Consider the following 24,717-nt stretch of genomic DNA (forward strand, 5'->3'; position numbering starts at 1 on the left):
CAATTCCACCTTCACCTGTTAAATCTGCATCCTCATTATCTCTTGATACGCTTCAATTGCCTTGTTTCTTATCTGCACCGCAAATTCCAGGGATAGCTTTGCCTTTTCTGCAGCAATCATAACTTCATGGACGCTCATGTCTTCTCCGGCTATCAATTTTTTTAACACATTGTCGTAATCTTTCTGATACCCGTTTACTGTTTCAAAGGCTTTTACCAGTATATCTTTAAAGGAGTTATCCTCCTGTTTTTTTGAAGCCGCGACAACGTTGGTTAACTCTCCTCCAATACTTCTTATAATCAAAAGGCACCCCTCCTTCTTCTACTTTGGTCCGCTATGTCCTTCCTATTTCCAAAGCCTTGTTGATCATACCCTTTGCCGCATTTATTGCGGTTATATTTGCCTCATAACTTCTGGTGGCCGATATCATATCTACCATCTCAGTAACGACATTAACATTTGGCATCAGCACATATCCCTGAGGGTTAGCATCGGGATGAGTGGGATCGTATACCAGTTTAAAGGGACTTGGGTCTCTCTCTATACCTACGACCCTGACTCCAGCCCCCGTTTGTTTCGGGGATAAATTCGACAGCAGATCCTTAAAGGTAAAATTGTCCTTTCTTTCCTGAAAAACCACCCTCTGCCTCCTGTAAGGACCACCTTCTTCAGTCCGGGTCGTATTAACATTGGCGATATTATTGGATATTACATCCATTCGAAGCCTCTGAGCAGTCAGGCCGGAAGCGCTTATTTCCATAGACCTAAAAATCTCCACTTTTATCTCCTCCCTTCCGTTACGGCTGATCTAAGCAGTGAAAAATGTCTCTGAACCTGTTCGGCTATAATATTGTAAGACATAGCATTTTTAGCGAGCTCAACCATTTCCTTGTCTACATCCACATTGTTTCCGTCATTTCTCAAAACTCTGTCGTGTTGCATAACTATTTTCGGTTTTAAATCAAATGTGGACTTTAAATTGGATATGTGTTTTTCAGTGGAGGTTTTCAGAGGTAATCTAGAATTACTCTCGTCCAGATATTTTTGTAGCAGCTGTTCGAAAACCACATCGGATCTTTTAAAGTTAGGCGTATCTACATTGGCTATGTTATTTGCCAGCACCTCGTGCCTCATCCACTTTGCATCCATGATTTTCTGGAGCAGGGTTGGAGTTTCAAAGAGATTTATCAATTGGCTCACCTTCTCTTTTCGACATCAGTTACCATTTTCCACCTTTTTTATTCGCCAAAAACTTCTATTTTCCTTCTACCCCTTAAAATATTTGAAATATATTTAAAAATCTATCCCGAATGGGATAGAATGGCTTCTTCTATCCCTTCAGCAACCTGGCAGGCATGGCATAGAAATGCTTTAGCCCCATGGCTTTGCGCCCTTCCCTTTCGAGAAGTTTGCCTTTTTAGGGATAATTTGTCTATTTGTGTCAATATTATAACACACTTGGATAAAAATGTATATCATACTTTTGTACTACAAAAAAAATGCGTGAAAATTTTTCACGCATTTTATGAACGGACTTTTTTAAGTTCTTCTAGAAGCTTGTCGTTAAGCACCTTTATATAAGTTCCCTTCATGCCGAGGGATCTTGATTCTATGACTCCTGCACTTTCAAGCTTTCTTAAAGCGTTAACTATGACAGATCGCGTTATTCCGACCCTATCGGCGATTTTGCTGGCCACCAGCAATCCTTCATTGCCGTCCAGTTCTTCAAATATGTGCTGCACGGCCTCTAGTTCGGAGAAAGATAAGGTGCCTATTGCCAGCTGGACAACCGCTTTTTTGCGGGCTTCTTCCTCAATTTCCTCCGTCTTGGATCTGAGTATTTCCATACCGACCACGGTGGCGCTGTATTCTGCGAGCACCAAGTCGTCGTCGGTGAACTTTTCACCAAATCTCGCTAAAACGAGTGTACCCAATCTCTCTCCGCCACCGTTTATCGGCACGATTGTAACAAGCTTTTCGGGATGGGGGCACTGGGAATCTCGATCAAAAACGCACTCGAGCTCATCCTGAGGTATGTTTGGCCTTGTCTCATGGATTTCCAACAATTTGTCGTTGTAGTCTTTCGGGAACATTCTCTCTTCGAGAATCCGGTTTTGGATTACGTCGCAGTCGTATTCGTTAAGGAGAGCATAACCCAAAACCTTCCCCTTCCGGCTTGCTACATAAGCATTGGCAGATAACACCTCACTGAGTATTTTGCAAACCTCGTTAAAATCTACCGGGTAGCCCGCAGATCTTTGCAATAATTTGTTGATTCTCCTTGTTTTTTCTAACAAATCGCTGCTCATTATATATTTCCTCCTTTTACGATTTTTTATAAAATAATTTATAAACTTTATAAAATGTACATACTCAAATCTTTATCCTTCACTATATCTTTTAACCTTTCATTGACGTAGCTCCTGTCTATGACAACTTCACTGAGTTGAATTCTAATTTCTGAAGCATTGAAAGATATGTCCTCCAGGAGCTTTTCCATAATCGTGTGAAGTCTCCTGGCCCCGATATTTTCCGTCTGCTGGTTCACATATACTGCCACGCTTACTATTTCATCAATAGCATCTTCCGTAAAATGGATTTTTATACCTTCGGTTTCCAATAAAGCCTTATACTGTTTTATCAAGGAATTTCTGGGTTCAACCAGAATCCTTTTTAAATCTTCCTTAGAGAGGCTCTTCAGCTCAACCCGGATTGGGAATCTTCCCTGTAATTCCGGTATCAGGTCCGACGGCTTTGATATGTGAAAGGCTCCGGCTGCAATAAACAGGATATGGTCTGTCTTAACGGGGCCGTATTTGGTTACGACTGTACATCCTTCCACGATTGGAAGTATGTCCCTCTGTACTCCTTCTCTCGATACATCGGGGCCGATACCGTGCTCTCTGCCAGCTATTTTGTCTATTTCGTCTATGAAAATAATCCCGGTCTCTTCGGCTCTCTTTATGGCTTCGGTTACGACTTCGTCCATATCTATGAGTTTTTGGGCTTCTTCCTGCGTCAGTACTTTCCTCGCCGCTGCAATCGTTACTTTTTTCTTCTTTCTGCGCTTGGGGATAAAGCCGCCAAATAAATCCTGGAGGTTTATCCCCATCTCCTCAATGCCTGAGTTGGAAAACACCTCCAATACCGGAGGTGAATTGTCCTCCACTTCGATTTCTATCATTTCGTTATCGAGCTTGCCTGATTTTATATCCTGGAGTAGAGCCTTTCGCTTTTCCCTGGCAATTTTCATTCTGGACTCGTATTCTTCATCTTTCTCATCGACATCTACTTTTGATAAGTTCCCGAAAAGGGCTTCCAGCGGATTCTTGAAGTTGCTAGTCTTTACCGGGTCCGGCTGCAGGATTTCCGCTATCCTCAATTCCGCCAGTTCCCGGGCCCTGTCTTTTACCTGTTCCATTTTTTCGATTTTTACCATTCTGATGGATGTTTCCACCAGATCTCTTACCATTGAATCTACATCGCGCCCCACGTAGCCCACTTCTGTAAATTTCGTAGCTTCGACTTTGACAAACGGAGCGTTTACAAGTTTAGCGAGCCGCCGCGCAATTTCGGTCTTGCCCACCCCGGTAGGTCCTATCATCAGTATGTTTTTTGGCATTATCTCTTCTTGTAGCTCCTTTGATAGCTTTTGCCTCCTGTATCTATTGCGAAGGGCTATCGCAACACATCTTTTAGCTTCTTCCTGGCCGACAATGTATTTATCCAATTCTTCTACTATTCTCCTGGGAGTCAAATCCTCCAAGATAACCCCCTCCTTACAGAGCTTCAACGGATATGAAGTCATTCGTATATACACAGATATCAGCAGCTATTTTTAAAGCTTCTTCCACGATTTTCTCAGCAGGTAAATCGGTAAAACGGGCAAGGGCCCTGGCAGCCGCCAGAGCGTACGGTCCTCCCGAACCGATAGCCGCTATGCCGTCATCGGGTTCAATGACTTCGCCGTTACCCGAAATTATAAGTATGTGTTCCCTATCAGCCGCAATCAGCAAAGCTTCCAACTTCCTCAGCATCCTGTCGGTGCGCCATTCCTTGGCAAGTTCTACAGCAGCCCTTACCAAATTACCGTGAAATTCCTCCAGTTTTCCCTCAAATTTTTCAAAAAGGGTCACCGCGTCGGCTACAGAACCCGCAAAACCCGCTAGTACCCGGCCGTTATATATTTTTCTTATTTTCTTCGCGTGATGCTTCATTATGGTATTTTCCCCAAAAGTCACCTGACCGTCGCCGGCGATTGCGGCTCCGGTCTTGTTAACGACAGCTACTATGGTGGTAGCAGAAAACATCCGGCTTTCCCCCCCTTTTCACGAATGAGGAAAGGTTCTGTCATAAACCTCTTTCAGCCTTTCTTTTGTAACATGGGTATAGATCTGCGTTGTGGACAAGCTTACATGGCCCAGCAACTCCTGAACAGTCTTTAAGTCCGCTCCGTTATTCAGCATATGGGTTGCAAAAGTATGTCTTAGAGTGTGAGGACTGATTCTGGCGTTCAAAGACAACAAATTCACGTATTTATCTATTATCCTCCTTACGCTTCTATCGGTCAACCTGGTTCCGTTCTTGTTTAAAAACAAATACTCGCACGTTAAATTTTTTACAAGGTACGGCCTGCTTTTTCTCAAGTACTCTTCGAGGCTTTCAGCAGCTTTTGAACCGAAAAACACCACCCTCTCCCGCGAACCTTTACCGAACACTATAATGAAATTGGCACCCAGATTGACATCCTTGAGTTTTAGTGACACAAGCTCACTTACCCTCATTCCGGTGGCGTACAGAAGTTCCATGATGGCTCTGTCCCGGATACCAAGCACATCCCGCCCGGGCGCCGATAGCAAAGCCTCAATCTCTGCCGGATACAAAAACAGAGGCAATTTTTGAGGTAATTTCATACCTTGTACCATTTTTGTCGGGTCTTCTGAAACCAGGCCTTCGGTGCTGAGGTACCTAAAAAAACTCCTTATGGTCGAGAGCTTACGCGCAATAGTTTTTTTGGTTGCGCCGCTTTCCTTCAGATAAGCTAAAAAACCGCGTATGTCCAGATGGGTGATGTCGTTTAGGGTCTTCGTTTCGGATATTTTATTTTGTTCCAAATATTCGATAAACTGCCTTAAGTCGTTAGCATAAGCTTTTAATGTGTTCGGCGATTGGTTTTTCGCTGCGCTTATATAGGTCAGAAAACTGTCAATCGCTTGGTTTTCCACATTTATCAGCCTCGCGGTGAACAAATAATATACTACCATAACCTTTGTTTTTACGCAAGATTAAATTCTAAATTATTTTTAAATTGTATGTTAAATTTTTTTGAAAAACCATATTATACCATGAGCTCGTTGGCGGCAATGAATTCTCTCAAAATCTTTATAGAACGTTGAGCGAGCCGCTGGTTTCGTTCTTTTTTTGATTTGACCTTTTCCTCCAGCGGTGGGAGTATTCCAAAATTGGCCTTCATTGGCTGGAAATTTTTAGGGTCAGCTGAAGTTATATAATGGCAAAGGGATCCAATAACAGTTTCCAAGGGAAATGCAATGGGGTCCTTTCCTTCCAGCCGACGCACCATATTTACACCCGCAACTATCCCTGACGCCGCCGATTCTATATATCCTTCTACACCGGTAATCTGACCGGCGAAAAACAATCCGAAGGTCGCTTTCAGCTCTAGCCAAGGCTGCAGAAATTTGGGACTCATGATAAACGTATTTCTGTGTATGAAACCGTAGCGAACGAATTCCGGATCTTTTAAACCTGGAATTTTGCTGAATACCCTTTTCTGTTCGGGCCACTTCAGGCTGGTTTGGAAGCCCACCATATTAAAAAGGGTACCTTCCTTATTTTCCTTCCTCAGCTGAACAACAGCATAGGGTTGTTTACCGGTTCTCGGATCTATTATTCCAACCGGTTTTAGCGGGCCGAAAAGCAGGGTCTTCGGCCCTCTCTTTGCCATTACCTCGATGGGCATGCATCCCTCGAAAAATACGGGTTTTTCAAATTCTTTCAGAGAGTGAACCTCTGCGTTTACCAGCTCATGGTAGAACTCCAGGTATTCTTCTTCAGTCATTGGTAAATTCACATAATCCTCGTCTCCCTTGTTGTACCTGGAGCCCCAGAAAGCGATGTTCCAGTCAATTGAATCCCCGGTGATAATGGGAGCGGCGGCATCGTAAAAATAAAGGTATTCCTTGCCCAACAATTCGCTAATGGCTTTCGATAGAGAGTCCGATGTGAGGGGGCCCGTCGCTATTATCACTGGAGGTGAGGGAATATGACCCTCCTCTTTCCGGCAGACGTCAATCAGCGGGTGTTCTTGGATGGCAGAAGTCACAGCGCAAGAAAATTTTTCTCTGTCTACGGCAAGGGCCGCCCCCGCAGGGACGCTGTTTTCCTCGGCCTTCTTGATAATAAGCGACCCCAAAAGGCGCATTTCTTCTTTTAAAAGCCCTGCGGCATTGGTCAGTTCATTGGACCTCAAAGAATTGCTGCACACCAGCTCGGCCAGCTTATCGGTATGATGGGCAGGTGTAGATCTTGCCGGTCTCATCTCGTACAGTTCCACTTTAAAGCCCATATTCGCTATATACCAGGCTGCTTCACATCCTGCCAGACCTCCGCCTATTACCTTAACTTTTTCCATAAATTCACCCCTCAACCTGGTCTTTATAACCGCACTCCCTGTTAATGCATACCGCTGTCTTGCCGCTCCTCGTCGATTTTTCGACCATCAAGCCCCCGCAACGCGGACACGGGGTCTTGCTGGGCGGATCCCATGTCACGAATTCGCAATTGGGATAACTGCTGCAGCCGTAAAACTTTCGCCCCTTTTTGGACTTTCTGAGGACGATGTTTCCGCCGCACACAGGGCATTTTACGCCGGTTTCTTCAATTAACGGCTTTGTGTTTCTGCATTCAGGGAACCCCGAACATGCCATAAATTCACCGTACCTGCCGCGTTTTATTACCATATTTCTACCGCAAATCTCGCATTTTTCTTCAGTAACTTCGTCTTCAATTTTTACTTCCTCGATTTTCTCTTCGGCTATCTTCAGCTTTTCATTAAAGGGTCCGTAAAAGGATTCGATGATTTTCTGCCAGTTCTCTTCTCCCGCTTCTACTTTATCCAGCTGGTTTTCCATCTCCGCAGTAAAATCCAGGTCAACTATGTCGCTGAAGTACTCCTTCAATATCTCCGTTACAATTTGCCCTAGTTCCGTCGGTTTAAACCTTCCTTTTTCTTTTTTTACATAACCCCTCTTTTGTATAGTGTCGATTATCGGCGCATAGGTGCTCGGGCGACCGATGCCCTTTTCTTCCAGCGCCTTTACCAGCATAGCCTCGGTAAATCTCGGCGGCGGCTGCGTAAAGTGCTGTTCGGGCATAATTTTCAAGAGCGTCAGCTGCCGCCCTTCTATGAGAATGGGCAATGTACCTTCGTCTTTTTCGGCTTCCTCATCGGCTCCTTCTATATACACGGCCATAAAACCTGAAAATTTGAGAGTTGAACCGGAAGCTTTGAAAATGTAAGAGCCGGCTTTTATATCTACCGAAACGGTATCGTATACCGCCGGTGCCATCTGACTTGCCAGAAACCTTTCCCATATCAGCTTGTAAAGCTTGTACTGGTCCAAAGTTAAGGAGTCCTTAATGGAGTCAGGATGGCGGAAAACCGAAGTCGGCCTTATGCCCTCATGGGCATCCTGGATGTTTTTTTTGGCCCTTTGAACCGGTATGCTTTCCGCTACATACTCGGTGCCGTAATTAGCTTTAATATATTCTTTGGCTTCCTTCTGAGCTTGTTCCGAAATCCGGGTGGAATCGGTCCTTATATAAGTCACGAGGCCCACAGTACCCTCGCCCTCGATATCAAGACCCTCGTAAAGTTGCTGAGCTATCATCATAGTCTTCTTGGCGGTAAAGCCCAGCTTTCTGGCTGCTTCCTGCTGCATGGTGCTGGTGGTGAAAGGGGGTGCTGGGTTGCGGCGCCTTTCGCCTCTTTTAATCTCCACGACGATAAAAACTTCATTTTGCAAATCGGCTACAATTTTTTCCACCTGTTCCCTGTTTTTCAGGTCGATTTTATCGTTGTCTCTGGAATGAAGCTTTGCCTTAAAGCTGCTGCCACCAGCCCGATCTGCAAGTTCCGCCTCAATGGTCCAGTATTCTTCCGGTACGAACTCGGTTATTTCTCTTTCCCTGTCGCATATCATCCGCACCGCCGCCGACTGAACCCGGCCGGCACTCAACCCCCATTTGACCTTGCGCCACAGAATCGGGCTTATCTTATACCCGACCAGGCGGTCCAATATCCTCCTCGCCTGTTGGGCATCCACTAGATTCATATTTATTTTTCGAGGGTAACGCAGGGATTCGGAAACGGCGGTCTTTGTTATTTCGTGGAACTCCACTCTGCAAGGGGACTCAGGCGGGATATCTAGAAGGTGCGCCAAGTGCCAGGATATAGCTTCACCCTCCCTGTCAGGATCGGTGGCGAGCAAGACATTTTGAGCTTTAGCAGCCTCTTTTCTCAAGTTTTCTATTATAGGCCCCTTGCCGCGGATGGTTATATACTTGGGTACAAAACCTTTTTCTATATCGATTCCCAGCTGACTTTTCGGCAGATCCCGCACATGACCCATGGATGCCACAACTTTATATTCTCTCCCGAGGAATCGGCTGATAGTTTTTGCTTTAGCTGGGGACTCAACTATTATCAGAGATTTTGCCATAATACCACCTCAAACTCTCATGACATATCCTCCTGGCAGAGACACTATCAAGTCCTTCAGCTGGAGACGGGTTAGGATCGCATTAATTTCCTGAGGGACTTTACCGGTCTTCTGGATGATGATCTCTACGTTCGTGGGTTGATAATCAATCAGATTCAGCACTTCCATCTCCTCCAGGGTGATCTCCGAACCCTTTTCCATATCAACTCCAGCGCTTTTTCTTAAATTTAGTTCTTCCAGGATATCGTTTACGTTTTCGACCAGCTTTGCTCCCTGCTTAATCAGCTTATGGGTTCCTCTACTGTAAGGGCTGAAGATACTGCCCGGTACCGCAAAAACTTCCCTGCCCTGATCCAGTGCAAAATCGGCTGTAATCAAGGATCCGCTTTTTTCAGCGGCTTCTACCACCACAGTTCCCATAGAAAGACCGCTTATGATGCGGTTTCGCGCCGGAAAATTCGAAGACAGGGGCCTGAAACCAATGGGAAAACTGCTTATCACACAGCCCGCCTTAATTATTTCTGCCATAAGACTGTAATTTTCCGGTGGATAAACTATGTCTATGCCGCATCCCAAAACCGCCGTTGTCGACCCCCCGGCTTCGATCGCTCCTTTATGGGCGATGGAATCAATACCCCGGGCCATTCCGCTGACCACATTTATTTCGAGGGCTGCCAGCTCCCGAGCCATCTGCTCCGCAATCTTCCTGCCGTAAGAGGTCGGTTTCCTGGTCCCCACAATCGCTACAGCCTCGAGATTCAGAACCGTCACCTCTCCAAGGACATAAAGCACAGGTGGCGGATCGTAAATTTCCTTTAACAGGCGCGGATATCTTTCGTCATCCAGGGTTAAAAATTTCGCCCCGAGTTTAGCTGCCCTTTTTATCTCTTCAAAAGGGTTTACCCTTTTTTTGTATTCCATAATAATGTCGCATATCTTTTCGTTTATCCCCGGGACTTCCAGCAGCAGGGTTCTAGTTGCGTTCATAAAATGGGAATAAGTTTGAAAATAATTTAATAACTCTCTGGTCCTCACGGCACCCACATTGGGTATCATATTCAGAGCCACAAGCAGCTCCAGCTCTGCCATTATCATCCCTCAATAATATTAGTATTCTATACCGGGTTGTGCACCTATTCCTTTATGGAAATGGTGTTTTATTTCTCTGACCTCGCTGACCATGTCCGCCTTTTCCATTAATTTTTCCGAAGCATAGCGTCCTGTTAAAACCAGGGTTGTGGTTTCGGGCTTCAAATCTATCAAGCTCAATACGTCCTCTTCCGATACAAGGCCGAAATCCACAGCCACATTTATCTCGTCCAGTATAACCAGATCGTACTCGCCCCCGGCAATAACCTGCCGCGCCAGCTCAACCCCTTCTCCGGCGAACCTCAAATCTTCGGGATGCGGATCGCCTTTTTTCACAAAACAATCCCTGCCCTTTTGAACCAGATGAAAATTCGGCAGGTAGCTTACAGCCCGCACTTCACCGTAGTCGGGGCTTCCCTTCATAAACTGTATCATATAAACCTTCTCGCCGTGACCTATGGCTCTTAGAGCAAGCCCGAGAGCGGCCGTAGTCTTTCCCTTACCGTTTCCGGTATATATCAGTACCAGGCCTTTTTTTGGCTTCATACTATTCACCCCTTTAACAAAAAAATAATAGCACATATTGCCTTTCAGGTCAAAGTCTGTGGGTTTGCAATCAAAATTGTCACAATTTGGAACTTTTTGCTATGTCCCGGGAAATAAATATTTTAAAATCTTAAATTTTGAAAATACCTGTCCAGGTTTCTGTACTGCAGAGCTTCAGCCAGGTGTCTTTCCTTTATATTTTCACTTTGATCCAGATCGGCTATGGTCCTCGCCACTTTCAACACCCTGTTGTAGGCTCTGCCGCTGAGCTTCAATCTGTGAAAGGCTTCTTTCATGAGAAGTTTTTCGGCTTTGCCCAGCTTGCAGTATGTATTCATCATGGCGGGCGTGAGCTGGGAATTATAAAAAATATTTCGACCTTTATAACGCTCGAGTTGAATAGCCCTTGCCCGTTCGACCCTCTTTCTTATAGTTGCCGAATCAGTGGAATCCACCTTTTCGAAATCTGAAAAGGTCACGGGTGAGGCTTCCACCTGCAGGTCTATCCTGTCAAGTAGAGGGCCGGAAATTTTGCTTAAATACTTATGTACCTTTTGAGGCGGACAGGAGCATTCGTGGAAGGGATCACCGAAATACCCGCAAGGGCAGGGATTCATCGCCCCGATTAGCATGAACCTGGCTGGATAGGTAACCGTTGCATTTATCCTGGCTATGGTTATCTTGCCGTCTTCCAGCGGTTGGCGGAGCAGCTCTAAAATCTCCCTGGAAAATTCGGGCAGTTCATCCAGGAATAATACTCCGTGATGGGCCAGGCTAACTTCGCCGGGCTTCGGCACTCTCCCCCCTCCCACCAGGCCCACCGCAGAAATGCTGTGATGAGGCGCCCTGAAAGGCCTATTTTCAATTAAAGATGCGGTTCCCGATAAGAGCCCGGCGATGCTGTATATCTTGGTTAATTCCAGGGATTCCTCAAAAGTCATCGACGGCAGGATCGTGGGAATACGCCTGGCTATCATGGTCTTCCCGGAGCCGGGGGAACCAACCATCATCACATTATGATGGCCGGCTGCCGCTATCTCCAGGCATCTTTTTAAAACTTCCTGGCCTTTTACTTCGGAAAAATCCCCTTCAAAATCCTTTAGCGATGGGCCCTGAACTTTTGGTTTAAAATTCTCCGGTTTGAATTCGCCCTTAAAAAACTCCACGGCTTCTTTCAGGTTCTTCACGCCTATTACTTCTATCCCCTTGATGACGGCGCCTTCCTCGGCATTCTCAAAGGGCACCACGATCCCTCTTAAGTTTTTCTGTTTTACCTCTATTACCATGGGTAAAACCCCATTTACAGGCCTTACCCTTCCATCAAGAGATAATTCACCCACTATGGAATATCCCTGCAGCGCCCCAGCCGGAATTTGCTCAGTTGCCGCCAGAATACCGAGGGCAATGGGCAGGTCAAAATGGGGACCTTCCTTTTTTATATCGGCAGGCGCCAGATTCAGAGTGATCCTTTTTACGGGAAAATCAAAATTCTGATTTTTTATAGCCGCCCTTACCCTCTCCCGCGACTCCTTAACGGCCGTATCAGGGAGCCCTACTATGTCAAAGGCCGGAAGGCCGCTGGAAATGTCGACCTCCACGTCTACCAGGAAGCTGTCAAGGCCGTATATCGCACAACTTTTTAATGAAGCTAACATTTTGTCCTCCTAATTTTTCATAAGCTCTTGATGTAAGAAATCCTTTTCAGGTAAAAAAAAGAAGAGAGCTATTTTCAAAAATTCTCCACAATTGCGGATTTTCCTGCTTTATGCTCAATAAATTCCAGGTATGCAATAAACAAAAATTAGCGGCAAATATTTTACTTTTGTTTCTGTTCGCACCCTATACCCTCACAATAAAAAATAGCGCTTACTCGAAAGTGCAGTGCAAGTTAACGCCAGACTCTTTATCTTAGAAAAAGTTCTAGGAAGGTTGATTACAAATAAGCAAGCGGCTCTCCTCCTCGGCCTCAGTGAGCACCACGTATATAGGCTCAAAGCTAAACTGAAAGAGCACGGACCAGCTTACTAGACCACGGTAACCGGGGCCACAAACCGCCTCACTCTATACCGGAAAATATTCGTGAGTAGGTGGTTCATGATTTATATTAATCATCCCAGTGAACACCGGAACCGAAAGCTTCCGTTGATTAAATCAATAGTACTATTTTAAACCATCCTTAAGTTACATTGAGGCGTCGCTTATTACTCCTGTTGTTAACTTTTTGTTTTATGTAAGTTAAGTATACGACATATAGTGGTCGCAGTCCTGCTTTATATCAGTTTTGTTGACAATTTATTCTGTAAAATTTAATATTTATTTAGTGGGTATATTATAAAGATGTCAACGAAAGAAGTGATCCAATGAGACCAAATATAACAGCGGATGAAAAATTTAAGATAATGACCCAAGCGCCTGTAAACAGGCTTATTTGTTCATTAGCGGTACCCACCATAGTCAGTATGCTTATTACCGCTTTATATAATATGGCAGATACTTTTTTTGTCAGCAAGATAAGTACCAGTGCATCGGGTGCGGTAGGCATTTCTTTTTCTTTGATGGCAATCATACAGGCTATAGGTTTTACTATCGGAATGGGCTCCGGAAATTACATATCACGCCTGCTCGGTCAGAAAAAAAGGCAGTACGCTTCAAAGGTAGCGGCAACCGGCTTTTTCACCGCTTTATTTCTGGGTGTTGTAATAGCCTCAATCGGTTTAATTTTTTTGGACTCCCTGGTTTATATGCTTGGAGCCACCCGAACGATCGCACCCTTCGCAAAAAGTTATATTAAATTTATCCTAATAGGTGCCCCTTATATGATGGCCTCCTTCGTACTCAACAATATCCTCCGCTTTCAGGGCAGCGCTTTTTTTGCAATGCTGGGCATCGCAACCGGCGCCATTCTTAACATCATCCTGGACCCTATTTTTATTTTCGGGCTTAATATGGGCACCGGCGGTGCCGCACTGGCCACCATCATCAGCCAAGTCATCAGCTTTTTAATACTTTTTTATAATTCAGGTATAGGCGGAAATATTAAAATTCAGTTTAAGAATTTTACACCGAAATGGGAGATTTATAAAGAAATTCTTAGGGGCGGTATGCCATCCTTCTTTCGCCAGTGCCTCAGCAGCATTTCGACGGTCTGCCTCAATTTCAGCGCCGGTCCTTACGGCGATGCTGCGATTGCCGCCATGGCCATAGTGACGCGCATATTTCAATTTGGATTATCAGCGATGATTGGCTTCGGGCAGGGATTTCAGCCGGTATGCGGATTTAACTACGGTGCCAGGCGATACGACCGCGTGCTGGCTGCATTCTGGTTCTGCGTAAGAACTTCGGCTGTTGTGCTGCTGACAATTGCTTTATTCGGATTTGCATTTACATCTCAAATCATATCTATTTTTAGAAAAGAAGATTTGGAGGTGCTCGCCATCGGCAGCCGGGCCCTCAGGCTTCATTGTTTGACATTTCCGCTCACATCATGGGTTATCATGACGAATATGCTTTTGCAGACAATAGGAAAAGGACCTCAGGCCTCCATAGTGGCGGCTTCCCGTCACGGGCTTTTTTTCATTCCGGCCATCATGATCCTCCCGCGCCTTTTTGGACTGCTCGGCGTCCAGATCAGCCAGCCCGTATCCGATGTCTTTGCCTTCTTCCTATCAGTCCCGATTGCAATGAGCACCCTGAAGGAACTTCAGGAAAAGCAGTTCGAGGAAAAGATATGGTTGAGCAAAACCGAAGAATTAAAGGCAACATTATAAAGAAAAATACCGCTTTCGTGGTATCATCCTGAAAGCGGTATTTTTACATATTACTTTTTATCTTTTTTCTTTTTCTCGTAACGCTCTATTCCCATGCGTTCGGCCGAATGGTCGCGCCCCAGGAAGTAATTGAGCCAGGAAGAGGTCTGGTGCAGGTTCCAATCGGGAGGCGGTATGATATCGCCGTCCAGTTCATGCTCTTTTCCGAAACGCTTAAGACGGGCGTAAGCACGGACATAAGCACATTTTTTCTTGTTGGGATAAACCTCACACCAACCCATGTAGCTGCCTCCGCAAGCCCCGTTCCGCTGGTTTTTGGGACATTGAGACATGGGACAAACGTAGCCCACATCCATCAAGGCACAATCTCCACAATTTTGGCAATCGTAGAGGCAAACTTTCATGAGGTGTTCAAAGGCGTGGTATGGTCTCTCCAATGAAGTCCCGTCAACTATTCTGGCTATTGCCTGCATCGGCTTCCACAGAGGAGTACCGGGCTCAAGCATCAAACGATGCGTAAATGTGGACAGCCGGTAAATAAATTCCACCGGGGCGTCAAGGGGTCTGTTTTTACGGTCGACCGGATTGGGAGTGTTGAGACTGGTCTTGGGATCCTTCTCGTAGTAATAGAAACCGCCGGGGATCGGGAAATCAAATTCATGAATGAAGTCCAGCCAGTTTTTGCTCAGTTCTTCTCCTTTTTCAATAACATACTCCACATCTTCGTATTTTACGTTGTGACCACCGATGTGAACGCCATCGTAACCCATTCCTTTCATAAAGGCATACATCTTTGCCGCTCTGTCCAGGCGGGCTTGGCGTCCTTTATCCGGAGCCTGAGCTTCTTTCTCAAGCTCGGCTACCAGTTTGTCCGTAACCACGCAACCTGGAATCTTATTCTTGTTCATTGCTCTGGCCGTACCCAGAGGCAGAATGTAGATATTACCGACCACGGGAATATTCCATCCCTGCTGCCGGATAAATTGAATTACCTCATGGAATTTCCTCGCGTCATAACCCAACTGGGTGACAATGAATTGGGCTCCAGCTTTTATCTTTTTCTTTAATTTGAAATACTGGACCATTTGTTCCGCTTCCGTAGCTTTAAAAGGAGAAACAACAGCACCGGCAAATAAATCACTGGGCTGATGCTTGATGGTTCCTTTTATTCCCTGATATTCAAGTCCGCGGTTCATTTTGGAAATGAGGTCGAGAACATGGATGGGATCAACGTCAAAAACCGGCATAGGGCGACCCGCATAACCCGAAACAGTGTAGTCTCCCGTCATTACAAGAAGATTCCTGACCCCGGCCCGATCCAAGGCATACAGTTGGCTTTCGATCTGGTTGCGGTTTCTATCTTTGCAGGTGAAATGAACCAGAGGCTCGATACCTTTTTTAATCACTTCTGTGGCAATATAGTCAGCCAGAATAGCCGGATTTCCACCCGGGTTGTCGGTGAGAGTGAGAGCATGTATTTTTCCTCCCCGAGCTGCCTGCTCTGCTGCCATGATGGCCTCTTCCTGCGTCTTTTCCCTGGCCCCCCTACCCGGCACCAGTTCCCAGGTAACGGAAAAAACGTTTTTGTCCAGCAGGGACTCCTTAAAACGATTCTGCATTCTTACCTCTCCTTATCTAAAATAATAAGGCTGACCGCCGGGCTGCAGTCTTAATCGGTCGTTGACCGGTGATCCAGTGCTAAAAGCAGCCAGTTGTCCGCCAGTATGAGCGTTACTTTGTATTTTGACATAGAAAGTCTTACACTATATTATAAAATAATCTTCTCACATCCTGCAAAGTGTTTTGAGCCAAGTCCAATTTTTGTTTAATGCACTATTTTCGATTAGTTTTTCGGTCAATACCTAATCTATCCATTAGATGGGGTTATTTTTCTCAAATTCCTTTCACCGTTTCATCCGAAATTTACTTATTAAGAAGTACCCAATTCGATAATTTTTAAAACCGTGTTCAATATCGTATCGTAGGGGCTGATTATCCATCCTTCTCCGGCCGTTTTAACCCATTCCAGATGCTTCAGGAAATCCCGGTAAGTCTGTTCCGCGAAAATGTCCGGCGCTGTTGCGAATTCATAGTTGGCGCTTCCATCGGGGTTAAGTCCCATTTCCAGTGCGAATCTGACTATAAGGCCGCTGTTGGGCAAAGCTACAAACGCAGGATCAATACCGATGCCGTCGCCACCGGTCCTGGTCCCGACGAGCGTCGCCCACTTCGTGGCCTTTGCAAAGGCAGCAAAGCTCTCCGCCGACGAATACACGCCCTCGTCGACCAGAAGAAAGATCCTGCCTTTAAAACCAACAGGGCTCTCGGGTGATATGTCGTAATTCACCTCTCCATAACACAACAAGCTCTCTCCAATTTCCGGCGGGTAGTTTTTATTGACCGGCAGTTCATCAATTCTTTTTAGAAACCAATACTTGGCTCCTATGAAGGGTTTTATGTAATCTCCATCCTTGAAAGCGCAGTAAAATTTCATGCTCAAACGTTTATTGGATAAAGGAGATACTATGTTCTGCTCCCAGTAAGTCGTACTGCCACCACCGTTGCCCCTGATATCGATTATGAGGTAGGGGTAGTCTTTTACCGTTTCTAGGAATTCTCTTATCTTTTCCCTGTCACTTTCGACGTACCGGCTATTGAAGGAAAAAATCTTAAGATAGGCAATCTTTCCCTCTTCAATTATGTGAGTTTGGATTGAACTATCTTTTTTATTGACATTATTGACCGCAGTTATAGCGCTTGATTTTAACGGTTTTACTGTCACCTCTTTCAACTCCCTTTCGGGCGTCACAAAGGTGAACACGACGCTTTCTTCGCTAGGGGCTGTAATAACACCTTCCGATCTGAATTTATTTCTCTTTTCGTCATATTTAAGGTACCTTTGGTCTATCAAAGAAGCTATGTAATCATCCACTGGAATCGAGTTAATTTTAATAAGACACGAACCCTCAGGAATCCCGTATTCATCACTGTAAGCTGGGTCCAGCGGCCCTTCATCAATCTTTACGTCTCTGCCCTCGACATATTTGAAATTCATCGGGATAATTATTGGATCTTTCTTGATGATTTTATTCCAGTACTCGTACTTTTCAGTGGAATTCTCATTTGTTACAACTCTAGACCACGGATCAAACCGTGGACCGGAGCTCTTTTTCTCTCGATAATATTTATACTGCTCCGGGGAGATCAGTCCAGTATGACCGTTCTGCAGCGTATTTAAAAATCTCGACAGCACGCCGTAAAATTCCGCATCGCTCCTAGCGCTTCTCACTTTCGTTTCGAAATCCTTTTTTACTTCCTCGAAATCCAAACCGTGTTTTCTCTTGAGAACTTCAAGGTAAGGGTAATTCTCCTCTAAAATATCACAAAGGTACCTGAAGTCCTCCAGCCTTTGCTCCGCTGTGAGGCCCCTGAATGGAACGTCACTTTGAGTTTTAATATCTACCAGTGCCACCCAGGTGAAATATAATAGTCCGACTACCAGTAAAGCAATTACGCCAACCAATAATTTTTTAGAGAGTCCGGCCACAGTACAACCCCCCTCATTAAACCTAAATCCGGTTGAAAACGCTAAAAGGTTACGGATCTGAATCCTTTGCTTGTCGCGGCCCACATTCACCTCCTCCCCTTATACCTTCTGTAAAGATCCTGCCAGCATTCTAATAAAATCACAAAAATCAAAAGCTTTAAGTCCTTAACAGTTCACTTTCCATTGTCGTCCACAAAATAATATTCTTGACTCTTTGCACTGGGAAATAAATATTATCTATATTAATTCGGTATATCCCATATTTTCCCTCTCGTTTAATAAAAATTCCTCCGATTGATGCTAATCAGGCCTGCATTGAGCCTCTGTCGAAGACCCATGCAGGCTTAAGCCGACGGCCTCGGCCTTGTGAATTTTACTTCTCCTGATTTGAGCCAACCGCTGGTAATCGTTCTTTTCAAGAACTAAGACCGCTGTTATGAAGGCTGTGTACTTGTTTCTATTTAAAAAAAATAGCGTTTACTCGAAAGCAAACGCCAGTTGATTTAATGAAGATCTTGATGAAAGGGGTATTATTCATTAGCCAATAAATTTTCGACCTTATACTGCTTGTACAGTTCCTGTATCCAGGTGCTGTATTGCTGTTGAACTTTTTGATTAAAAAGTATATCTTTGATTTCATCTTTGCTCTCTTCATAATTAGCTTCCTGGGCTTCCTTTATTTCTTCCACTTTAATGATATGGTATCCATACTGTGTCTTTACCGGAGAACTAATCTCTCCTACTTTTAAAGAAAACGCGGCTTCTTCAAACTCCTTTACCATATCCCCGCTGCCGAAAAAGCCGAGGTCCCCACCCTTTTCCTTTGTAGCTGTATCTGTGGAGTATTGCTTTGCTAACTCAGCGAAATCTTCTCCGCTCTTTAGTTTTGCTATTATTTCATTGGCCTTTTCTTCATCCTCTACCAGAATGTGGCGAGCTCTGACCTGTTTTCCCTGGGCGAAATCTTCCTTGTTTTCTTCAAAATAGGATTTTATCTCTTCTTCAGTAATAGATATTTTGGGCTCCAGAAGTTTTTTAATTTTGATCTCCACAGCCAGGTCCTTTTTATATTCTCCCAGCGAATAACCGTTCATTTGCAGGCTCTGCGTAAAGGCTTCTTCGCCTCCATAGTATTCGTAAACCTTTTTCAGCTCTTTCTGGATATCTTCATCCGACACATCTATATTCTGTTTTTTTGCTTCCAGTTCAATAATTTTTTGTGAAATCAAATAATCCAGAGCTTTTTCTCCAATTAATTTTACCATCACATCGTATAACTCATCTTTACTGATTTCCTCACCGTTTACCCTGGCCACCACTTCCTTGGAACTCCGGAAACTGCAGCCGGCAATTAGAGCAAGAACCGCAGTTGCAATTATTAAACAGGTTACTATCTTACGCTTTATTTTTGGAAATTCAATCACTTTAAATCACACTCCACGATTTTTATTTGCCTTAACTAACCGCATATTATTAATGTTAACAGATATTGACCGTTTTTGCTAGATGATTATTCTGCATTATCAGTTCTTTAATATTTTTGATAACCCGACAATAACCATACGATTAGCCAGCTGCAAGCAGATAAGCGGAAAAAGGTGGCAGGGTTCCATAATATGCCGTATTGTTTCATGCTTTCTCCTTATTTTATGTTTTGCGCGATTATCAGCGCGGGCAAAGCAGGGGATATAATAGCATAAACAAGCTCGAGGCCATTTAAAACAAACTGTACATGTCACCAAAATCAAAAATCCTATATGAGTCATCATCAGCGGTTTTTCCAACAATAAAGCTTCTGTTATATGTTCCGTCACCCCACTGTGGTCCTTGCTCTTTTGCTTTTTCTGAAAGAGTTTGTGTAAAAGTTACATTGATAATTTCATATTCGGTCAATTTGTATTTCTCTATACATTCTTCCCACCCGTAGTAGTATAAAGGATTTGGCTTACCATTATCTAATTTTGGCTTACTATATTCTTTTCTGTTAATGTGGAAATTTCATGTATAATATATGATTGAATATAAATATCATCTTCAAATAGCTTCTTTTCATTTTCTATTGAAATTCTGTGCGGTTCTATATCCGCTAAAATATCGGACATAGCATCAAATTCAGCAGTAATCGTATATAAAAATTCTTTCATAACAGTTTCTTCCACAATGTTTTCCGGAATATCTTCCAATACAAAATTGCGGTCATCCACGCTTACTTTTCTTTTACCTTCAAAACATATGTTGCTTCTGAAGTTTGTATCTGTGTACACGCCGATAAATAAATACTCACTAAAATCAAAATAGCTAAAGTCAATAATTTTTTAATTTTTATTCCTCCTATCCTTCGGATGACTCTCTCTTTACGATCTCTTCAAGGATAGCACCAGCTTGCTTTACTACCTGAAGGCACCGATCTTCCTCCGTTCGGTACTTCTGTTTCAGCGGCGGACAGTCGAGATGCCCCATCTTCTTCCTGTATTTCTCGAAGAGTTCCTTTTCAAGAACTTTAATGCGGTCGCTCTCGTGAGCCCTGTCTTTTACGAACATTAGGCTTAACACCATTACGGCTCCAAGGAGCGCACCGCAGGTACCGTCGATATTCATGCCTCCGCCGAATCCTGCGGCTAACTTCAATACCCTTTTATCCAACCCCAAACCGTAGGTTTCATTAGCAGCATAAAGAATGGTCTCGGCGCAGTTGAGGTCGTAGGACTTCGAATAATATTTTTCTATATTGTCGAGCAGCACTTCACTACCCCCTCTGAAATTCACTTATTATAGTCATCCAATTCGATTATTTTCAAGGCCGTGTTCAAAACCGTATCGTAAGGGCTCACAACCCATCCTTCCGGGGCTGTTTTAACCCATTCCAGGTGCTTCAGGAAATCCCGGTAGGTCCATTCCGCGAAAATGTCCGGCGCTGTTGCGAATTCCTCATTGGCGCTTCCGTCGGGGTTCAATCCCATATCCAGCGGGAACCTGACTATCAAGCCGCTGTTGGGCAAAGCCACAAGAGCAGGATCAATGCCAATGCCGTCCCCCCCGGTCCTGGTCCCGACGAGCGTTGCCCACTTTGTGGCTTTCGCAAAGGCAGCAAAGCTCTCCGCCGACGAATACACGCCGTCGTCGACCAGAAGAAAGATCCTGCCTTTAAAACCGACAGGGTTCACGGGTGATATGTCGTAATTCATTTCTACAAAACTGGTAAAATCCTTTTTAATTTCCGGCGGATAGTTTTTATTCGCGGGTAAATCATCAATCTTTTTTAAGAGCCCATTCAATCTGTAATCAATGAATGGTTTTATGTATTTTCCACCTCTGAAAACGCAGTAAAATTTTGCGTTCAAATTTTCACTCAATAGAGGAGGTACTATATTTTTCATCCAGTAATCCGAATCGCCACCACCGTTACCTCTGATATCGATTATGAGGTAAGGGTAGTCTTTTACTTTTTCAAAAAATTCCCTTATTTTGTCCCCGTCACTTTCGGTATACCGGATATCGAATGAAGGGATTTTAAGATAAGTAATCCTTCCCTCTTCAATTATGTGAGTTTGGAATAATCTGTAAGCTTTATCTTTTTTGGCTATAGCATTTAGATTTATCTTTATCGGTTTCACCGTTACCTCTTTCAACTCTCTTTCGGGCGTCAAATAGGTGAGCATAACGCTTTCTTCGCTGCGGGTCGGAAAAACATTATCCAATAATCTAAATTTATTTCTCTTTTCATCGTATGTAAGGTACCCTTGGTCAACCAGAGAAGCTACGTACTCGTCCACCGGAAGCGTATTTATTTTAATAAGACACGAACCCTCCGGGATATCGTATTCGTGGCTATCAGCAGCATTCAGCGACCCTGCATCAACTTTTACGTATCTGCCCTCGACATATTTGAAATTCATCGGGATTACTATTAGATCTTCCTGCACGATTTTACTCCAGTATTCGTACCTTTCAGTGGTTATTTTATTGTTCAGAACATTTTCCCAAGGGTCGCTATTATTACCTCCATATAGCCGGAAAACATCAATAAAATATTTATACCGAGTTTGGGAAACCAAATCAGTATGGCCATTCTGCAGCGTATTTAAAAATCTCGACAGCACGTCGTAAAATTCCGCATCACTCCGAGCGCTTCTCACTTTCGTTTCGAAATCCTTCTTTACTTCCTCGAAATCCAAACCGTGCTTTCTCTTTAGAACTTCAAGGTAAGGGTAATTTTCCTCCAGAATATCGCAAAGGTACCTGAAATCCTCAAGCCTTTGCTTCGCCGTAAGGCCCCTGAATGGGACGTGACTTTCTGTTTTAATATCTACCCGTGCCACCCAGGTGAAATATAATAGTCCGACTATCACTAAAGCAATTACGCCAACCAATAATTTTTTGGAGATCCTACTCATAGTACAACCCCCCTCATTAAACCTAAATCTGGCTTAAACGCTAAAAGGCGATTTTAGATGAACCAGATCCGGCAACTTCTTGGAGTTCATTTTGGTGCCTAGGAAATCGAATCTCAGATTGCCGTTAGCTTTTTGCTGCCAACACTGACCTCCTCCTTATACCCTTGCAGCAAATCCTGCTAGAATCCTAATTTCAGCAGCTTTCCTTCCTGCGACGCTTTCAGCATAGTCTTAACAACCTTAAAAGCTTCAGGTTATCCAGATCTCACCTCAAAAAATTTACTTGCTGGGACGTCCGCGAAATAAATGAGGACCCCGTAAGATGTATAACCACCAACGACAGGTCCTGCTGTAGCTTAAAAGGCGTTTTTGAGGTGAACCAGCTCCGGCAGTTTCCCGGAGTTCATTCTGATGTCTATGACGTCAAACCTCAGATCACCGATGGGTCCTTTGTACTCGTTCAGGAAATTAAGGGCTGCGGTTCTTATCTTTTTCCGCTTGTTACGATCTACTGCTTCCATACCTCTGCCGAAAGCCTCGGAAGCCCTCGTTTTTACCTCAACAAAGACCACCGTATTTCTCTCTCTGGCTATAATGTCTATCTCACCGTACCTGCACCGGTAATTCACCTTTATGATTTCGTATTTATTGGATTTTAAATAATTCAGGGCGTAATTCTCCCCCATTTTCCCAAGTTCCTTATGATTCAACGCAATCCCAGCCCTTTATAGAAAAGCTCCTCCTGTGAACGGGGCAGAGACCGTATTTTTTAATAGACTCGACGTGTTTTTTGGTACAGTACCCCTTGTTGTTGCAAAAATCGTAATGGGGATACATTTCGTGGTAATTTCTCATTATCCTGTCCCGTTCGACTTTGGCTATTATCGAAGCTGCGGCGATTGATGCGCAAAGCCGGTCCCCGTGGATTATATTCTCCTGCGGTACGTCCAGGCCCGGGATTTTCAGGGCATCGACCAGGACGATATCGGGCTTTACCGAAAGGCCCTGTACAGCTTTTTGCATTGCATGGAGGGTTGCATTCAGGATATTGTGCTCGTCTATGTACTTTTCGTCAACCACGGAAAAATTGACAGCCACAGCTCTTCCTTTTATCTCTTCGTAAACCGCTTCCCGCTGCTTTTCGCTCAAGAGCTTGGAATCGTTCAGCTTCAAAATGAAAACATCCAGAGGGAGGATAACCGCTGCAGCCACTACGGGACCCGCCAGCGGCCCTCTCCCGGCTTCGTCAACTCCTGCTATGTATCGGTAGCCCTTATTCGCAAACTGCCTCTCCCGGGCAAAGAGTTCATAAACTCTCTTTTTTTCAGCCGCCAGGTCGAGCTTCACTGTATCGGCCTCCTTTACAGCTGTTATATCTTTTCTACAAACCCTCCCAGAATCCTCCTTCTTCACCCGGCTCTTCCAGGGAAATTCTCCCAAGTTTTCCTTCCTGAAATTCTTTCAGCAAGGTTTTAGCGGCCCTGAAAGTATCCGCCTTGCCGCCGGCGGCCATAAATCCCCTATTTTGGGCTATTTGCTCGAGAATCGCCGGCGGATTTTCGCCCGATTTTACTCCGTACCTTGCTGCAAGGGTTTCCGGGAACCGTCTCATCAAAAATCCTATCAATTTAAGCGATATCTCTTCCACATTCAACAATTCTTCCTTTATACATCCCAAAAACGCAAGTTTTAAACCAACGGCCTCTTCTTCAATCTTGGGCCAGAGAATTCCGGGGGTATCCAGCAGTTCAAATTTATCGCCGGCCTTGAGCCACATTTTCCCCCGGGTTATTCCGGGTTTATTTCCCGTTTTCGCGCCTTTTCTGCCCGCTATTTGATTAATAAAAGAGGACTTTCCTACGTTCGGCACGCCGAGAACTATGCCTCTTATAGGTCTTTTTATTTTACCTGAAAGCTCTTTTACGAGTTCATTCAGCTTTTTAAATCCGATCCTCCTGCGGGAATCCACGCTCAACGAATCCATCCCGTTTTCAGCAAAAAAGCTCGCCCATCGCCCGGTGATCTCTTCGTCCGCCAGGTCGGCCTTATTCATAACTACAAGTAGCTTTTTTGAACCGATCAAGTCCCGTATGTCGGGAATATGGGTGCTTTTCGGTGCCCGGGCATCAACTATTTCCAGCACTACATCCACCAGTCTCAGGTTTTCCTTTATAATCCTTCTCGTTTTGGCCATGTGGCCTGGATACCAGTGGATATCCAAAAAACTTCACCTGCCCATAAATTAATAAAGGGACTGATCTCAGTCCCTCTCCTTGATTCTCGCAGCTTTACCCCTCAAGCTTCTTAAATAATAAAGCTTCGCCCTGCGAACCTTACCTCTTTGAACAACTTCTATCTTCTCAATACGGGGTGAGTGTAAAGGGAAAATCCTCTCTACTCCCACGCCATAGGAAACCTTTCTGACGGTAAACGTTTCCCGCAAACCACCGCCTTTTCTGGCGATAACGGTACCTTCAAAAACCTGAATTCTCTCTCTGCTGCCCTCTACTACTTTGGTGTAGACTTTGACCGTATCTCCCGGCCTGAAGTCGGGTATGTCCTTTCTCATCTGTTCTTCCTCTACTGCTCTAAGTAATTCTGACATGTTCTCCCTCCTTTCTTAAATATGACAG

The 24,717-nt window shown here is 44.5% G+C and carries 24 protein-coding genes and 1 riboswitch; of the genes, 1 reads left to right on the plus strand and 23 read right to left on the minus strand.

The genetic code is table 11. The features are described 5' to 3' along the window. Window positions 1-18: 18 nt before the first annotated feature. The 12 genes from fliE to LZ11_RS00510 form a co-directional block, all read right to left on the minus strand. On the minus strand, window positions 19-303 hold the full coding sequence (gene fliE / locus LZ11_RS00455) for a flagellar hook-basal body complex protein FliE (protein ID WP_148865586.1): 285 nt from the start codon (window positions 301-303) through the stop codon (window positions 19-21). Window positions 304-334: 31 nt separating this feature from the next. Continuing rightward, window positions 335-778 (minus strand): flagellar basal body rod protein FlgC, encoded by a 444-nt coding sequence (gene flgC / locus LZ11_RS00460; protein WP_148865588.1) that lies wholly within the window; start codon window positions 776-778, stop codon window positions 335-337. Between the two features lie 2 nt (window positions 779-780). Then, window positions 781-1,191, minus strand: coding sequence for a flagellar basal body rod protein FlgB (gene flgB / locus LZ11_RS00465; RefSeq protein WP_148865590.1), 411 nt, complete (start codon window positions 1,189-1,191; stop codon window positions 781-783). 146 nt (window positions 1,192-1,337) lie between these two features. After that, window positions 1,338-1,424: riboswitch (cyclic di-GMP riboswitch) on the minus strand. 99 nt (window positions 1,425-1,523) lie between these two features. After that, window positions 1,524-2,309, minus strand: coding sequence for a GTP-sensing pleiotropic transcriptional regulator CodY (codY, locus tag LZ11_RS00470; RefSeq protein WP_148865592.1), 786 nt, complete (start codon window positions 2,307-2,309; stop codon window positions 1,524-1,526). Window positions 2,310-2,356: 47 nt separating this feature from the next. Then, on the minus strand, window positions 2,357-3,766 hold the full coding sequence (gene hslU / locus LZ11_RS00475; RefSeq protein WP_148865594.1) for an ATP-dependent protease ATPase subunit HslU: 1,410 nt from the start codon (window positions 3,764-3,766) through the stop codon (window positions 2,357-2,359). Between the two features lie 13 nt (window positions 3,767-3,779). Continuing rightward, complete coding sequence (hslV, locus tag LZ11_RS00480) at window positions 3,780-4,310, minus strand: ATP-dependent protease subunit HslV (RefSeq protein WP_148865596.1); 531 nt, start codon at window positions 4,308-4,310, stop codon at window positions 3,780-3,782. An 18-nt stretch (window positions 4,311-4,328) separates the two neighbouring features. Next, entirely contained in the window at window positions 4,329-5,225 is an 897-nt protein-coding gene (xerC, locus tag LZ11_RS00485) for a tyrosine recombinase XerC (RefSeq protein WP_148865598.1), read from the minus strand. Between the two features lie 113 nt (window positions 5,226-5,338). Beyond that, a complete protein-coding gene (gene trmFO, locus LZ11_RS00490) occupies window positions 5,339-6,652 on the minus strand; it encodes a methylenetetrahydrofolate--tRNA-(uracil(54)-C(5))-methyltransferase (FADH(2)-oxidizing) TrmFO (RefSeq protein ID WP_222927129.1) in 1,314 nt (437 codons plus the stop codon). A 4-nt stretch (window positions 6,653-6,656) separates the two neighbouring features. Beyond that, entirely contained in the window at window positions 6,657-8,741 is a 2,085-nt protein-coding gene (topA, locus tag LZ11_RS00495; protein WP_148865602.1) for a type I DNA topoisomerase, read from the minus strand. A gap of 9 nt (window positions 8,742-8,750) precedes the next feature. Beyond that, window positions 8,751-9,830: a DNA-processing protein DprA gene (gene dprA, locus LZ11_RS00500; protein WP_148865604.1), complete on the minus strand. Its 1,080-nt coding sequence runs from the start codon at window positions 9,828-9,830 to the stop codon at window positions 8,751-8,753. 18 nt (window positions 9,831-9,848) lie between these two features. Beyond that, a complete protein-coding gene (gene cobO, locus LZ11_RS00505) occupies window positions 9,849-10,376 on the minus strand; it encodes a cob(I)yrinic acid a,c-diamide adenosyltransferase (RefSeq protein WP_148865605.1) in 528 nt (175 codons plus the stop codon). 122 nt (window positions 10,377-10,498) lie between these two features. Then, window positions 10,499-12,031 (minus strand): YifB family Mg chelatase-like AAA ATPase, encoded by a 1,533-nt coding sequence (locus LZ11_RS00510; protein WP_148865607.1) that lies wholly within the window; start codon window positions 12,029-12,031, stop codon window positions 10,499-10,501. A 705-nt stretch (window positions 12,032-12,736) separates the two neighbouring features. Between LZ11_RS00510 and LZ11_RS00515 the strand changes: the two genes are divergently transcribed. After that, a complete protein-coding gene (locus tag LZ11_RS00515) occupies window positions 12,737-14,143 on the plus strand; it encodes an MATE family efflux transporter (RefSeq protein WP_148865609.1) in 1,407 nt (468 codons plus the stop codon). 50 nt (window positions 14,144-14,193) lie between these two features. Here LZ11_RS00515 and LZ11_RS00520 read toward each other — a convergent pair whose 3' ends face one another. The 11 genes from LZ11_RS00520 to rplS form a co-directional block, all read right to left on the minus strand. Next, window positions 14,194-15,762, minus strand: coding sequence for a methylenetetrahydrofolate reductase C-terminal domain-containing protein (locus LZ11_RS00520; protein WP_148865611.1), 1,569 nt, complete (start codon window positions 15,760-15,762; stop codon window positions 14,194-14,196). A gap of 311 nt (window positions 15,763-16,073) precedes the next feature. Further along, window positions 16,074-17,690, minus strand: a complete 1,617-nt coding sequence (locus tag LZ11_RS00525; protein WP_170240240.1) for a S41 family peptidase — start codon at window positions 17,688-17,690, stop codon at window positions 16,074-16,076. Window positions 17,691-18,220: 530 nt separating this feature from the next. Continuing rightward, window positions 18,221-19,114: a peptidylprolyl isomerase gene (locus LZ11_RS00530; protein WP_148865615.1), complete on the minus strand. Its 894-nt coding sequence runs from the start codon at window positions 19,112-19,114 to the stop codon at window positions 18,221-18,223. A gap of 292 nt (window positions 19,115-19,406) precedes the next feature. Next, window positions 19,407-19,583 carry a hypothetical protein gene (locus LZ11_RS12305; RefSeq protein WP_170240241.1) on the minus strand — a complete coding sequence of 59 codons (177 nt, stop codon included), beginning with the start codon at window positions 19,581-19,583 and terminating at the stop codon, window positions 19,407-19,409. A gap of 62 nt (window positions 19,584-19,645) precedes the next feature. Beyond that, window positions 19,646-19,873 (minus strand): hypothetical protein, encoded by a 228-nt coding sequence (locus tag LZ11_RS00535; protein ID WP_148865617.1) that lies wholly within the window; start codon window positions 19,871-19,873, stop codon window positions 19,646-19,648. A gap of 148 nt (window positions 19,874-20,021) precedes the next feature. Beyond that, complete coding sequence (locus LZ11_RS00540; protein ID WP_148865619.1) at window positions 20,022-20,432, minus strand: C-GCAxxG-C-C family (seleno)protein; 411 nt, start codon at window positions 20,430-20,432, stop codon at window positions 20,022-20,024. Between the two features lie 20 nt (window positions 20,433-20,452). Continuing rightward, window positions 20,453-22,084, minus strand: a complete 1,632-nt coding sequence (locus LZ11_RS00545) for a S41 family peptidase (protein ID WP_148865622.1) — start codon at window positions 22,082-22,084, stop codon at window positions 20,453-20,455. A gap of 356 nt (window positions 22,085-22,440) precedes the next feature. Continuing rightward, the gene (locus tag LZ11_RS00550; protein ID WP_148865624.1) at window positions 22,441-22,794 is read right to left on the minus strand and encodes a YraN family protein; all 354 of its coding nucleotides are present in this window, start codon (window positions 22,792-22,794) and stop codon (window positions 22,441-22,443) included. Continuing rightward, window positions 22,784-23,497 carry a ribonuclease HII gene (locus LZ11_RS00555; RefSeq protein ID WP_222927130.1) on the minus strand — a complete coding sequence of 238 codons (714 nt, stop codon included), beginning with the start codon at window positions 23,495-23,497 and terminating at the stop codon, window positions 22,784-22,786. The genes LZ11_RS00550 and LZ11_RS00555 overlap by 11 nt, the downstream gene beginning before the upstream one ends. Then, window positions 23,466-24,305: a ribosome biogenesis GTPase YlqF gene (gene ylqF, locus LZ11_RS00560; RefSeq protein WP_148865627.1), complete on the minus strand. Its 840-nt coding sequence runs from the start codon at window positions 24,303-24,305 to the stop codon at window positions 23,466-23,468. Before ylqF ends, LZ11_RS00555 begins: the two co-directional genes overlap by 32 nt. A 39-nt stretch (window positions 24,306-24,344) precedes the next feature. After that, window positions 24,345-24,689, minus strand: coding sequence for a 50S ribosomal protein L19 (gene rplS / locus LZ11_RS00565; RefSeq protein WP_148865629.1), 345 nt, complete (start codon window positions 24,687-24,689; stop codon window positions 24,345-24,347). Between the last annotated feature and the right edge of the window lie 28 nt (window positions 24,690-24,717).

The sequence above is a fragment of the Thermosediminibacter litoriperuensis genome (assembly GCF_008124715.1).
In the GTDB taxonomy this organism is placed as follows: domain Bacteria; phylum Bacillota; class Thermosediminibacteria; order Thermosediminibacterales; family Thermosediminibacteraceae; genus Thermosediminibacter; species Thermosediminibacter litoriperuensis.